At 49.3% G+C, this 13688-nt stretch carries 14 protein-coding genes and 1 tRNA gene; 9 read left to right on the top strand and 6 right to left on the bottom strand.

The window, feature by feature from the left end; translation table 11 throughout:
• Positions 1 to 82: 82 nt before the first annotated feature.
• Entirely contained in the window at positions 83 to 877 is a 795-nt protein-coding gene (locus tag ACWHYD_RS10280; RefSeq protein WP_447961947.1) for an EAL domain-containing protein, read from the top strand.
• A 559-nt stretch (positions 878 to 1436) separates the two neighbouring features.
• Here ACWHYD_RS10280 and ACWHYD_RS10275 read toward each other — a convergent pair.
• Entirely contained in the window at positions 1437 to 2063 is a 627-nt protein-coding gene (locus tag ACWHYD_RS10275; protein WP_447961946.1) for a hypothetical protein, read from the bottom strand.
• A gap of 586 nt (positions 2064 to 2649) precedes the next feature.
• Here ACWHYD_RS10275 and ACWHYD_RS10270 point away from each other — a divergent pair.
• From ACWHYD_RS10270 to ACWHYD_RS10250, 5 genes are all read left to right on the top strand, one after another.
• Complete coding sequence (locus tag ACWHYD_RS10270) at positions 2650 to 3513, top strand: DsbA family protein (protein ID WP_447961945.1); 864 nt, start codon at positions 2650 to 2652, stop codon at positions 3511 to 3513.
• Between the two features lie 149 nt (positions 3514 to 3662).
• Positions 3663 to 3739 (top strand) — tRNA-Arg (locus ACWHYD_RS10265).
• A gap of 400 nt (positions 3740 to 4139) precedes the next feature.
• The gene (locus ACWHYD_RS10260; RefSeq protein ID WP_447961944.1) at positions 4140 to 4568 is read left to right on the top strand and encodes a hypothetical protein; all 429 of its coding nucleotides are present in this window, start codon (positions 4140 to 4142) and stop codon (positions 4566 to 4568) included.
• A 597-nt stretch (positions 4569 to 5165) separates the two neighbouring features.
• On the top strand, positions 5166 to 7217 hold the full coding sequence (locus ACWHYD_RS10255) for a TIM-barrel domain-containing protein (protein WP_447965799.1): 2052 nt from the start codon (positions 5166 to 5168) through the stop codon (positions 7215 to 7217).
• 357 nt (positions 7218 to 7574) lie between these two features.
• Positions 7575 to 7916, top strand: a complete 342-nt coding sequence (locus ACWHYD_RS10250; RefSeq protein ID WP_447965798.1) for an STAS domain-containing protein — start codon at positions 7575 to 7577, stop codon at positions 7914 to 7916.
• Between the two features lie 160 nt (positions 7917 to 8076).
• Here ACWHYD_RS10250 and ACWHYD_RS10245 read toward each other — a convergent pair whose 3' ends face one another.
• The 5 genes from ACWHYD_RS10245 to rsmD all read right to left on the bottom strand — a co-directional run bounded on the left by ACWHYD_RS10245 (position 8077) and on the right by rsmD (position 11895).
• Positions 8077 to 8661, bottom strand: coding sequence for an OmpH family outer membrane protein (locus ACWHYD_RS10245; protein ID WP_447965797.1), 585 nt, complete (start codon positions 8659 to 8661; stop codon positions 8077 to 8079).
• Positions 8662 to 9025: 364 nt separating this feature from the next.
• Positions 9026 to 9484 (bottom strand): FmdB family zinc ribbon protein, encoded by a 459-nt coding sequence (locus ACWHYD_RS10240; RefSeq protein WP_447965796.1) that lies wholly within the window; start codon positions 9482 to 9484, stop codon positions 9026 to 9028.
• A gap of 139 nt (positions 9485 to 9623) precedes the next feature.
• Positions 9624 to 10817, bottom strand: a complete 1194-nt coding sequence (locus ACWHYD_RS10235) for a pyridoxal phosphate-dependent aminotransferase (RefSeq protein WP_447965795.1) — start codon at positions 10815 to 10817, stop codon at positions 9624 to 9626.
• The gene (gene coaD / locus ACWHYD_RS10230) at positions 10814 to 11302 is read right to left on the bottom strand and encodes a pantetheine-phosphate adenylyltransferase (protein ID WP_447965794.1); all 489 of its coding nucleotides are present in this window, start codon (positions 11300 to 11302) and stop codon (positions 10814 to 10816) included. The genes ACWHYD_RS10235 and coaD overlap by 4 nt, the downstream gene beginning before the upstream one ends.
• A complete protein-coding gene (gene rsmD, locus ACWHYD_RS10225) occupies positions 11299 to 11895 on the bottom strand; it encodes a 16S rRNA (guanine(966)-N(2))-methyltransferase RsmD (protein ID WP_447965793.1) in 597 nt (198 codons plus the stop codon). Before rsmD ends, coaD begins: the two co-directional genes overlap by 4 nt.
• Before the next feature lie 136 nt (positions 11896 to 12031).
• Between rsmD and radC the strand changes: the two genes are divergently transcribed.
• From radC to panD, 3 genes are all read left to right on the top strand, one after another.
• Positions 12032 to 12754: a RadC family protein gene (gene radC, locus ACWHYD_RS10220; protein WP_447965855.1), complete on the top strand. Its 723-nt coding sequence runs from the start codon at positions 12032 to 12034 to the stop codon at positions 12752 to 12754.
• A gap of 177 nt (positions 12755 to 12931) precedes the next feature.
• Positions 12932 to 13225, top strand: a complete 294-nt coding sequence (gene gatC / locus ACWHYD_RS10215) for an Asp-tRNA(Asn)/Glu-tRNA(Gln) amidotransferase subunit GatC (protein WP_447965792.1) — start codon at positions 12932 to 12934, stop codon at positions 13223 to 13225.
• A 62-nt stretch (positions 13226 to 13287) separates the two neighbouring features.
• Complete coding sequence (gene panD, locus ACWHYD_RS10210; RefSeq protein WP_447965791.1) at positions 13288 to 13635, top strand: aspartate 1-decarboxylase; 348 nt, start codon at positions 13288 to 13290, stop codon at positions 13633 to 13635.
• Positions 13636 to 13688 lie beyond the last annotated feature (53 nt).

The following is a 13688-nucleotide window of genomic DNA, read 5'->3' as shown; positions in this document are numbered from 1 at the left end:
GCTGGGTTCGAGTAGAAGCGACCGTTCGTCGTAGCCTCCCTATCTGAGGTAAGGTACCATGGCTCTGAGCTGATCAGCCGTGATGGCATCATTACTGGTTTTTTTAGGATACGATCCCTCGACAAACACACGCCTACCACTTATGTCTGCTATTTCTCGTCATACTATTCGGTCTTCCGTTTTTGCCAAGTATCAACCGATCATCAATCTCTCCACCAATCGAATCGTTGGCTGTGAAGCCCTTGCCCGCTGGCGAGCGGATGATGGTTGTGAGACCAGCATAGAACCGGTCATTGACGAGCTCGAATCGCAGGAAGACTTAGCCTTAGAGTTAACCACCTGTATGTTTACGTGTCTTAAAGCGGATCTAGGCACTTTGCTGATTGAACATCCCACATTTTCCGTGAGCGTGAATCTTCCCCCTATTGTCATGGGCAAAAACAAGATCCTGCCGGTGCTGGAAAAATTAGGGTTGATGCCCCATCTCCCGCAGCTCACCGGAGAAATCACTGAACGGCAAGCACTCAATGAGCAAGGTCGGGAGGCCATCCGCCAGGCTCGTCAACTGGGCGCCCGAGTTGCCATTGATGATTTTGGGACCGGTCAGTCAGGACTACAACAACTCATTGGATTGGAAGTGGACACCATTAAAATTGACCAATCCTTTATTCGGCAGTTGGGGACAAATATTGCGGCGGAACGACTGGTGCGTGGGATTGCAGCCCTGGCCACCATCTTGAAGGTGGATATTGTGGCCGAGGGTGTTGAAACCGCAGAACAGGCCTCCTTTCTGCGTGCTATAGGGATCGAAAAGGGGCAAGGGTGGTTGTGGTCGAAAGCCCTCAATCCCACCGAACTACGCGAGTGGCTAAGCTAGCGCTACGCTTTTATGCAGCCACCATGCCCGGCATGGCGTTCGTTGTCTGGAATAGCCAAAGAATCAAAATCCAACCATTGACCTTCTCGTCAGCCTGACTGCTCACGGAGTCGGGTGTTGTTGTTTGAGGAAAACATAGGCAAGCAAAAGAAATATTAGGCTCGCTGGTGCGTACGGGATCCGATATTCCCAAAGCTAGATGGGGCAAGGGTGGGTAGAGTATCCTGGGAGAATTTCGATGAAAAGTTGGTCTCGTTTTTCATCACGGCCGGGAATTAAAAAATCTGAATTTTGGTGCAGTTAAACTGTACCATTAAGCCTCATTCACACTCACAAATAAATACAAATTGCCTTTTCATTTTTGACGTTTCTATATTCCATCTCACATTGTGTAGATGCGAGTGGAAATAGGTATTCCCCCTTTTAGCCCAGGAAGTCGGAGGTTTCGATGAGGAATGCCACTCGGATCCTGTCCCTCATGACTTCCCAGGTGATCTTCTGGTAAATAATCGGTATCGCTTCAAATTCGTCGTGAGGTTGGCATGCCCCTCATTGTTTTCTAATTGTTTTCAAATATCGGAGGGGCCTCCATATCGGTCTTTCTCCAGTTGAAAAAGAAAAAGGCCGTATAGACCGTTTGAGTGACCGATCCTACCTGCGGCTCCGTTGAGGCAAAAAAACGACCGGATGCTCTTTCGAAAATATCAAAATAAAAGCGCACATAGCCCTGGCTTTGCACACGTTTATAGATAGCCAATTCGGGTGTGGCTATGGGAAATATCGTGGCCTGGGTGGCCGGGAGCCCAAACAACCTCGCGTTTTGGGTCGTCCCTATAGACTCAACGATTAAATGCACATGGTACGTCGCATCCTCTTGCTCTTCCCGAATGATCACTCCCTGTTTTCCTAACCAACCGGCAACGACCTGTTTCATATGCTGATTGATGACATCTCCATTTAAACTCTGGTCCACCCTCAGATCCGAAGCGGTCAGGAGTATTGATGCTCCCTTGAGCATGCCCACATCATAATTCTTCAGGCCTTTGTTGATTGCTGAGCTGAATAACAATTGCTCGGTGGGTGTCAGGGGATCCGAAGCCTTCTTGGAGGGTATGGCGCAGGCGGACAACACGGCCAGGATCAGCCCACACGTCATGATGAATCGCACCGTCCTTATTAGGGTCATCTTTCCTTACTTTCTCATTTTAAAGTGATAGTTTAACTTTACCTTTTTCAAAACGAAACCGATCGCCATGTGCCAAGGTTTTGATAGTCCTTGCTATGGGGAGCATAGAAAAATTAGACATTTCTGCAAGGAGAAAAATGAGTCCGTTTTATTTTTATCGCAAATTCCGACGTGGTAAGAGATAGTGTTTACTCATCATTTAAACGGATACCTTGCTCCGGGTTTCATGCGGACATGGTATTTTTGTCTGGGCCATATGCCATAATTTTTTCCTGTTAAGGCTTTGCTATTTGCCGGCGATTGATCCACCCATTGCAGATTTTCTCTTGTTTGATAGTTCATCGACCTGGGCAGAACAGACCGGATGATTTTTGATCGGTCGACAAAAAAAGTCAAGGAAATTTTTGTCAAACTCGGTTTCCAGTGTTTGTGCAATCCGGGTTGATCAATGGAATGGAGTCCCTCGATCTTCTAATCTGGATTTGTTACCTTCTGTTTGGGAGTGGATTTTGATCGAGATGGATCGTGAGGAAATTCGCATGATAGCCCGTGCGATGAATGGGCAACTATTTTTTGAAAGGCGACCATGGATCGACGAATTCAGGAAATTGAGAAGCAGGAGAACCACTCGAAACGGCAGCGAATGTCTGCCCGAGGGCTGATCGGTCTGCTGATGTGTGTAGGTTTGCTCATGACCAACCCTGGATTGAGCCGGGCCGTGGTTGAAGACGATGTGCGTGTCCTTCGTGAAGATATGGAGCAGGTGAAGAAGGATCTGGCTGAAATTAAGAGCATCCTTCAGAGTGCGATAAAACGGCCAAGTCCGGAGAAAGGCACCGGCACCGTAGGCGTGACCGGGGGTGCGATGCTGGGGGAAACCGATGCGCCGGTGACGATCGTTGAATTCTCGGACTATCAATGCCCATTTTGTCGACGGTATTCATTGACGGTCTTCCCTGTGCTCAAAAGTGAGTATATCGATACAGGAAAAGTCCGGTATGTCTTCAGAGATTTCCCCTTGAGCGGCATTCATCAGGAGGCGGAAAAGGCTCATGAAAGCGCACGCTGCGCCGGAGAATTCAATAAATACTGGGAGATGCATGATGCGTTGTTTCAAAACCAGAAAGATCTCACCGTTTCCGCGTTGAAACAGTATGCGGCGGACCTCGGACTGGATGCCACGACTTTCGGGGAATGCTTGGATAGCGGCAAATACGAAGTGAATATTCAGAAGGATGTGGATGAAGGTGGAGCTGCGGGAATTAGAGGAACCCCATCGTTCTTTATCGGGAAAAGTGGCTCAGAAGACTCCATCACCGGAACGATTGTCCGTGGAGTACAACCCCTGACAAATTTTCAAACAATCATTGACCAACTCCTCGGTGATCAGGCAGGGGACGTTGGTTCCCCCTCCGTATCCGGTGAAGGTTCTCCCACTCCTCTGCCGTAAGCCCTATTCCCTGTTTACGAATCGGCAGGACTTTAGTGGTCCGTCAGACTGGGAAGATCTGATGTGTCAGTTGAAAGTCAAAAGCATGGGCATAAGAGCGTCCAAGGTCGTTGACTCAAACTCACCAACTATGCGATTTTCCTAACGGGGCGCCCGTAGCTCAGTTGGATAGAGCACCGGCCTTCTAAGCCGGGGGTCGCTGGTTCGATTCCAGCCGGGCGCACCATCACCCACAACACCCACAAAAAAGAAACATCCCGCCAGGAAATTTCCACCCTCGTCACCAAGCACATTGTTGCCGATCTTGAGTAAAGCGACCGGCAATGGGCCAGACCGTCGAACGCTGAACACGCCGCAGGAAAGATTACCCGGCCATTGTGGCACAACGGAATTCCTTCTTCCGGGATGAGTATCCTGGTGATTTGACCTTCCGCGTTCCTCTAACCCCTCATTTCCATCGGCGGTTGAGGGCTTTTTATGGTTCCTGCAGAACAAAGAATGGAGCCTGGGCATTCCAATATCTTGTGGGACTTACGAGGTCACATACTTTAATCGGTACATGGATTTTTTGAAGAATTTTGCTAGACTTCCCATCCTGTCTTACCTCTTCATTTCAGGGTGCCTGTGTGGAACTGGATCCAAAAAAACGCCATCTTCTTACCCGTCAACGCGATGAGCGGGGTGAGTTGCTCTACGCTCTGGAACTGCTACACGCCAATTTTCAAAAACAATGTGAAGAAGTTCGCAGACAAACCCGTAAAAGCGCCTTTAATCGGGAGATCACCCGGGCAGGCCGGTACAGAGAAGAAAAACGCTTCTGGGAATACGTGAACAATATCATCGAAGATATCCATTTACTCACCTGGAAAAGAGCCGCCATTTCGGTCTGTCAGGCTCAATATGCCAGAAAGCTCAAGGTCTTAGAAGAAGAACTCCGGGAGTTGGAAACCACCCATCGCAAAGAACGCATCAATTTGCGCTATTCCGGTCAGCCGCCCCAGGAAAATCCTTCTGACCACACCAGCATCACGCCTCCCTTTTATTTTCCGCTTTGAGCTTCACACTCCCTTTCCAGACTCTACACGTTGCTCACCACCAGGTTCCTTGCCCTCTCTACAAAAAACTCCCATTGTAAGGTCCAAAGGATATTTCATTCGTAGACTTTCTTTTGGTGTTCCGCATAGTGGTTGCGGTGGGGTTTTTTAAGACCGTCTTTCTTCGCTTGTTGGTTTCCACTATTCACACCAGTCAGGTGTACGCTTCCCCGTCAAGCGCACAGTTGGTACGTCGCGTTTTTTCAGCTCTCGCGTGAACCGTTTTCCGGGAGGACGTCCATGTTCGTCCTCCCATAACACTGAACCAGAGGATAAAGATTTCAATCTTGTTCCCCTTAGTGAGATTTCTTTACTTTCCTGCCTTTCCTTTCCCGATTTTGGGTTTTAAAGCCAAGTCGTTAAGGTTGCTGAAATTGGAAACCGAGAATGCCTTGGATGGGATGGACGAAGTTTTACCGAAGAGGAATGTTGAAATTCCTTCAAATTTTCCTGGTTGCGTTATTGCTTGGCAACCTGGCATGTGCTGCCGACCCTATCCCGTTAACGATTGAGCAAAAGAAGAACACATTGGTGGTCTTTCGGGGTCAACAACCCATCATGGTGATTCAGGATATCATGCTGGATTTCCACTCCTGGGATGAGGTCCAGCTCAACAGGAAAAGTAACAGTTTCTATCGTTTGCACCTGACTTACCGGGATGTGGCAAACGAGGAAGAAATCGAATCCATGGAGGATTCCAGAGTCATCATTGATATTGAAGCCGATCAGGCAGGACTGCATTTCTCCAGTGATGCTGACTGGTTTTCCCATGTCAACATTTTTATGGAAGATCTCGGCGGACATATGTTTGGCGTGAAACAAACTACCGAGCCGTATAATCAAAAAAGCCCGGATTTGCGCGGTTTGGTACAAGATGTCAATGCGATTGGAGAACACAACCGGTTTAGTTCCGACTATGCCACCGCGGTTTCACCCATGTTCTTTAGTACGAAAGGGTATGTGAGCTTTTTCAACACGTTCGCTGAGGGCCGTTATCAATTTGCGATGAATGGCCGGACCGAGTTGTACCACGCCGCCAGAGAGTTTAATTGGCATGTTCTGGATGCACCAACCTTGGATCATGCGCTGGTTAATTATTACCAGCTCATTGGGGCCCCGAAACATGTTCCGCTCTGGGGTACCGGCCCCGTGATCTGGCGTGATGTCCACAAGCGAGGCAAGCAGGATGTTATTGATGACACCAGACGCTTCACTGAAATGAAAATTCCCTTCACGGGATTATTTGTCGATCGCCCCTATAGCGATGGGGCACATGGTTGGTCGGACATGAATTTCGGTCGTGATTTCTCCAACCCCGGGGAGTGGATAAAGGTCTTACATGAGGATTACCACATCCATTTGATGACCTGGATTGCGCCGATGACTTTTGGTGAACAGAATTTCCCAGGGCGCATGGCAGGGCATAAAGGATATTTTGATCTCAGCAACCCCAAGGCTGTTAGCGAATTTACGCGGCGCTTAACGGACTTGCAGTACAACGTTGGTGTGCAGGGACACAAAATGGATCGGGCGGATGAGAGCTTTCCCTATGACGAAAGCTGGCACGATGGGACGCCGATTCTGGAGCGCCGCAGCAAATTTATTTGGCTCTATGCCAAACATACCCATGAGGCGCTGGCCGATTACTGGGGAGAAGACCAGTTTAATTTCGCTCGCGCGGCGGTACATGGCACGCAGCCCCATTTGAGTGCGATCTGGGCAGGGGACGTCATGACAAATTGGGAGGGTTTACGCAGCAATATGGCCAACTCCATTCGCGCCAGTTATCTGGGTTTTCCCAATTGGGGGACAGATGCCGGAGGGTTCACCGGCAATACGGGCCTCATCAGTGAGGACCTTTATCTGCGTTGGATTCAATTTGGCCTATGGACAGGGTTTTTTGAGATTAAGCTGGACGGCGCCAGTGGTCGCGGCAACGATCGGGCGCCCTGGCGATACTCGGAATCATTCCAGAACCTATACCGTCAGGTTTTCAAAGAGCGCATGGCGTTGATTCCCTATATTTACTCACTGCTGAATACCGCGGCGGAGCAGGGAACCCTGATGAAACCGCTTGCGGGCGTGTACCCCGATGACGAGCACACCTATGCTATCTGGGACCAATACCTGTTTGGCCCCTCGTTACTCGTCGCGCCCATTCATGATCAAGAACCCATCCGAACGGTGTATCTGCCGGAGGGCAGCTGGATCGATTACTACAACGGCTCTGTTCATTCGGGTAAACAATGGCTCGAGGTCGATGTGGTGAGGGAGCATGTGCCGATTTTTGTGAAGGCCAACAGTTTGATTGTCAAAGGCAATATGTATCAGGGGAATGACCGTACTTGGAGCCAAGCCACGCCTCATCTGGATATATTCTATTACCCCCAGCAAAACGCGACCGCGAACACCTTTTTCACTCTGGTGGACGCCGGCGATACCAACAAACACAAGACCATACACGCTAAAATTTCCGGCAACACCGTCAGCGTATCGATACCGGGTAACAGTTATGGCGGGAAGGTGCATATTTTCACAAGTGAGGGCTCTGAGCTTGTCAGGGACTATCCCCCTAACAAGAACACCATCATCACCCTTGAGTTGAAATGATGCAAAAAAGACCATTCTTTTTTGATTTTCATTTAGGCAGAGGAGCCAGCTACCCGGGTTTCTACACACTTGGCTTCCTTCGAATCTCCATGGATTTTTTTCGTTGCATCTGCCAAAGGAGGGGAAGTCCCCAAGTGGGTATTGTGTCAAAGCCCTCAACTTCCCACGGGGTTGGTCTCTAGTGGTCTGTCGCCACACAAGTGATGGTCTTGAACCGGGAGCAGTATGTGGAATGAGGTGAGTGCGCCTGGCATGGTACCTCAAAGTCCGGTCGGGATCTGCCAATTTTGACCTCATCTCCCAAGGGTGAATTTTTACCCTGTAAATGCCGAAAGAATCAGTAAGAGGAAAAACGGCATGCTCACCGTCAGAGAACATGTTTGCCGGGATACGAAGGTTCTGGAGTTATCTGGTCGTTTTGATTATGACTCGAAGCTTGGGCTTGAGGTCGCTATTCTTGGGGCTCAGGAGTTAGGGTGCCACCATATTATTCTCAACTTCTCGAATATTACCTGGATTGACTCTATCGGGTTGGGGCAGATGTTTCTCTGGTACCATCGGATGAAGCCGGACCTAATTCGGTTGAGTATCGTGAGTCCCCAGACACATGTGAGAGAGTTGCTCGAATGTGCTAATTTGCCACAAGTGATTCCCATCTATCAGTCTGAGGAAGAGGCTGTTGGAGGCATGACGCACTGAAGCCACATTATTTATTCCAGCATTTTTAGAAAATTTCGCATTCGGTGATTCCTTGACGGTTGAATACATCTGATCCTTGAGTCCACCCTCCAGATACAAAAATCCCCTGTGAGTCTAACCCACAGGGGAGAATGTTCAAACGCTTCCTCTTAGTCGTTCGTTATTTAAACCGACGGTCAAATTCTTTGACGACTTCATTAGTGAGATCCAACCCATCTCTATTGTACAGCACAATTTTTAGCGTGTTTTCGCTTCCTTTATCAATGACGACATCGAAGCCATGGCGTGCGGCAACGGCTGCGGTCGCTTCTTCGATTTTTTTCATATATTCCTGGACCAGGTCTTTTTGTTTTTGGCCGAGTTCATTCTGGAAATCTTGACCTTGTTTTTGCCAGGCTTGATACTTTTGGGCAAAACGTTCTTGTTTGCGTTTTTGATCCTCTTCACTCAGCTTGGAATCTCTGGACTCTCCAGCTTTAAGTTCCTCCTGAAGGGTCTCTAATTCTCTTTGATCATTTTTCATCACGGTTTCTCTGGCTTGGGCATGTTCTTTTAACGCAGCCAGGGCCCGGCTTCCGGCCTTCGATTTTTCGATCACGGTCTGAGGATCAAGGACACCCACGCGGAAGGAATCTTTTCCAGCAGCAAGGGCATGCTGTTCCAAAGACACACCTAGGATACAGATGCCGGAGATGAACAGGACCCCAACAATTTTTGTCAAACCATTTGCACACATCTTCTTCATGCTTTTCCCTCTAGCGTTTAAAGGATGACCCTCGGTTCGGCCAGAGTAGCCGAAGAGGCAGGAATTACGGGTAAACCTGATGAGAGTAACGAGGGTAAGCGGAGCTGTCAAGAGTCGCAACTCCCTTGTGGCTAACCGGTATTGCCATTTCGAATGGCTTTCATTTTTTCTTCTGCCGAAGGGCAGGATACGTCGGATTTTTATGGGGAAAGGGCCGGGTTTTGACATATTCCAGATGGAGAGATTTTTGAAGAGGGTATCGGGGGCAGGGCGTGAAAATTTGGCTGGTTATCGTCGTGCAATAATTCCGGTTATTGTCAGAGCTGTTGCGCAGATGCCCGGGGCAATGCATCTGCGAAACAAATCAGGGCTTACTATCGGATGAAGAGGTCGTCCCGGATCCGGTGGAGGCACTCGAACTTGAGGATGTCCCCGATCCTGAAGTTGAACCTGCTCCTGATCCCGAAGACCCGGTAGAAGATGTGGCGGGTGCGGATGTAGATGGTGTGGAACCGGACCCACTATCAGAGCTGGTCGAATTGGTCTTGTTGTCGGTTTTAGTTTCAGACGTGCCGGTGTCAGCGGTTTTCCCTTTGTTCTCCGATTTACTCTCTGGCTCTTTGAGTTTGTCCGAGTAGTCCGTGACATACCAGCCCTTTCCCTTGAACATGATGGCGGGCGCTGAGATGACCTTTGTGACCGGTTCGACTTTGCCACAACCACAGGACAATTGATCGCAGGTTTGAATGGGAGGATCTGACATTTTCTGTTGAATTTCAAATCGTTCACCGCTACCGGTGCATTGATATTCATAAATGGGCACGGCATACCTCCAGAGAGTAAACGTCAATTAAAGGGACTTGTACACATATGTTCATAAGGATAAGGCTGATTCTGTTCAGGTCAAGGTTTCGTGGTAATGGAATTATGGAAAAACTAACTGCCGAGCGGGGAGAGTTAGGCTACTCAAGTTTAGCCACGGCCTTGGTCAGGTGGTCTAATCCCTCCTCAATCACCTCTAATGTTCCGGTATACGAAAATCGTAAATGCCCGGAACTCCCAAATGGTTCTCCAGGTACGCACGCGACTTGGGCTTCTTTGAGGAAAAAGTTGGCAAAAGCCAACGGTGTGGACAGGGATTCTCCCTGGAAGCGTCGGCCCAGGAGTTGAGTGAAACTTGGAAATGCATAGAAGGCGCCTGAAGGCATAGGACAGTAAATGCCCGGGATCCTATTTAACCCCTCCACAATGGCTTTTCGTCGAATATCCAACTCTTTTACCATATGTTGAATAAAGGCATCAGACTTTCGGAGAGCCCCAACGGCGGCCTTTTGCGAAATGGAGCTGGGGTTTGAGGTGCTTTGGCTTTGAATGTCTCCCATGGCTTTGATCAGCCTCTCCGGGCCGGCGGCGTATCCAATTCGCCATCCTGTCATGGAATAGGTTTTTGATACCCCGTTCACAATAATGGTGTTTCTGGCGATGTCCGGGCCTAGCGAGGCAATACTGTGGTGTTGATGCTGGTCATAAATCATCTTTTCGTAAATTTCATCAGAGATAATGAGCAGGTTATGTCGGAGGGCTAATTGGGCAATGCCCTCCAAGGTCTGTCGATCATACATGCTGCCGGTCGGATTGCACGGAGAGTTCAGGATGATCGCTTTTGTGCGGTCGGTCACTGCCGCTTCCAGCGCCTTCACGTCAATGGCATAGCCTGAGGATTCGGAAGTGGGGAAAAAGACAGGTTTGGCATCGGCCACGAGAATTTGTTCGGGATACGAGACCCAGTACGGAGCGGGAATGATGACTTCATCCCCGGTTTCAAATAAGGCCAGCGCGATATTAAATAATGTGTGTTTGGCCCCACATGACACCAGAATTTGAGATCGCGAGTAGGTTAAACCCTGGTCCCGCTGAAATTTTTCAATGATAGCTTCTTTTAATTCATCAATGCCTGTCACGGCCGTATATTTGGTAAAGCCTGAGCGAATCGCTTCGTAGGCTGCTTCTTTGGCCTCCTCGGGGGAGTCTAAAGAAGGTTCTCCGGCTGTAAAATCGAAGACCTGTTGCCCATTCGCGACCAGGGCTTTCACGGTTGCGGAGAGTTGCAACGTAGGGGAGGGGGTAATACGGGTCGTTCTTGAGGCAAGGTTCATTTGGCATTTCTCCGTATTCGGCCCTGGAGGCATTCGGCAACCTCGGGATGAAGGAAATGGTGAAGGGGACCACCAACCGAGGCAACCTCTTTGACCATGCTGGAAGTGAGATACGAATATTCCTCACTCGACATCAAAAAGACGGTTTCCAGGTTAGAGTCAAGTTTTCGGTTCAGCAGGGCCATTTGAAATTCATGTTCGAAATCCGACACGGCTCGTAGCCCCCGGATGATGGCCAAGGCCCCACGTTCCCGCACGTAGTTCACCAGTAATCCATCAAACGGTTCAACCGTGACTCCCTTCAGGTCGCTTGTGGCAATTTTGGCCAATTGTACTCGTTCGTCAAGGTCGAACAAGGGAGCTTTCCGAGGGTTTGGGGCTACCGCCACGACCAACTGCTCAACCAACCTGAGGCTTCGAGCAATGACGTCGGTATGCCCTCGGGTAATGGGATCAAATGTGCCTGGATATATGCCAATGGTCATAGGTCAGAATCTTTTTCGGTCTGGGGCACAGGTCGGTAAAACGTCAAGGCCGTATCCCCATAGCGAGCGGTTCGGATGAGCGCCCAATTTCCAAGAGGAATCGGGGGGGTGGTTTTATGGAAATGTTCATAAATGATTCGACCGGTCGGGGCCATGACATCCGCTTCCTCTAAGTGATGCAAGATTTGTTGTACATTCGGGAGCCGGTAAGGCGGGTCCATGAATATCATGTCAAACGGACGCCATCCTACCAAAATTGAATTTTGTATGGCGAGTGACACATCCTCAATGAGGACCTGGCTTGATGAGGCAATCTTAAATTGGGAAAGCATCCGCTGAATACTCGCTCCGGCCAAAGGATTTTGCTCAACAAAGAGCGCTTTGGTCGCTCCACGGCTTAAGGCTTCCAGTCCCACCGCTCCTGTCCCCGCGAACAGATCGGCCACGGTGGCACCCTGAATCTGGCCACCCAGGATAGAAAAGAGGGCCTCCCTGGCTCGCTGGGAGGTCGGACGGGTGGTTCGCCCCGGAAGGGTAGGGATAGTTCGACCTTTCAATTCTCCTGCAACGATCCGGATAGAAGAGGGTTTCATGGCGAGTGGACGATATCATAGTTTTGGAAACCTCAACAATCTCTATCACAGGGTGGGGAAATGGTTTTTGACGGGGTAAAAAATAGCTGCGTATAGTTCAACGCATGTTCGTATGGGCCCCACTGGCATGACGAGTATGAATGAACCGCAACTCAAAAAAGGGATTCAATCCTGGCCGGAAAGGGAACGTCCCCGCGAACTCCTCCTAAGCCAGGGAGCTCAGAGATTATCAGATGCTCAGCTGGTGGCCATTCTCTTACGAATTGGTCGCCCCGATTCCTCGGCGGTTGATGTGGCATTGGACCTCCTGACGCGCCTTAAGGGACTACGAGGTTTAGCCAATCGAAGTCTGCAAGAACTGTGTGTTGTCCCGGGTATTGGTCCTGCAAAAGCCGCCCAGATTCTTGCAGCAGTTGAGTTGGGGAAACGGGCCTTAGCGATCCCGTTAACGGCAGGATTGCGAATTCACCATAGCCAGGATATTTATCAGCACTACTATCCTTTGTTGCGAGACCTTCGGCATGAGGTCTTTAAGGCACTGTTGTTAGATGCCAAGCATGGGCTTATTCGAGATGTCACCGTTTCCGAGGGAAGTTTGACGGTAAGTATTGTTCATCCGCGGGAAGTGTTCAACCTGGCCGTACGAGAATCTGCGGCGGCAGTCATCTTTGTCCATAATCATCCAAGTGGTGACCCGCAGCCCAGCGAGGAAGACCATGCCTTGACCCGTCGACTCATGGCGGCAGGGGAAATATTGGGTATCCGGGTATTGGATCATATTGTGATTGGAGATGGGCGTTATGTGAGCTTTGCGGATGAAGGCTTTCTGGTTTCCCCGGCAACCACCTTGGATCTGTGATTGCCTCAAGTTCTTTCTCTGGATTTTCCTGGTCACTCCCTTTCCCACCCCGGCTTCGATCCTTTGTTTAAGTAGCTTTTCATGAGAATTTCATGGTAGAAATACGTGGTGGCATGTGGTTTTTGCTTGCAATGTTTCAGCATGGTTTTTAAATTCCTGCGCTCATAAGGATCAGATATGGCCTCCATCACTCAAAGAGAAGTCGAACATGTTGCCCGATTAGCCCGTTTAGATCTCACGGAGGCGGAAAAACCCGTGTTTGCGGAACAATTGAATCATATTTTAGCGTATGTGGATCAATTGCAAGGGGTGTCGACGGAAGGTGTTCCTCTCACGGCTTCTGTTGTTCATGAGGAACCGGTGCTACGTGAGGATACCCCACGCGAATGCTTGTCCGTGGAAAAGGCCCTGGCCAATGCCCCATTGTCACATAATGGATTTTTTGTGGTCCCGAATATTTTAGTGAAATAAGGGCGACCTGATTAAACAAAAACGCTCGTTTCCGAGCAGGACTAAACAAATTAGGATTTAATATGTATCGACAATTGTTACGATGTAAAATTCACCGGGCGACCGTTACCGATTCCAGTCTCGACTATGAGGGTAGTTTAACGATTGACCAGGACCTCATGGATCGAGCGGGAATCATGGCCTATGAAGCGGTGATGGTCTCCAATTTGAATAACGGAGAGCGGTTTTCGACTTACGCGCTCCCTGGTGCCCGTGGCAAAGGTGAGATCATCTTAAATGGTCCCACTGCCAGGTTGGGAGTGGTTGGCGATAAGGTCATTATTTTTTGTTATGAATTATTTAATGACGAAGAAGCCAAACGGCACGTCCCTCAAGTTATCCAAGTCGATCATCAGAATAAAGCAAAGTAATCAATCCCGTATGAAACGGGTTGCTCCGGTTAAAGGCCGTTTTCGTGCCATAT

This window comes from Nitrospira sp. Ecomares 2.1 (assembly GCF_965152585.1).
The sequence above is the reverse complement of the archived record's forward strand: the minus strand, read 5'-3'. Positions and strand labels throughout refer to the sequence as shown.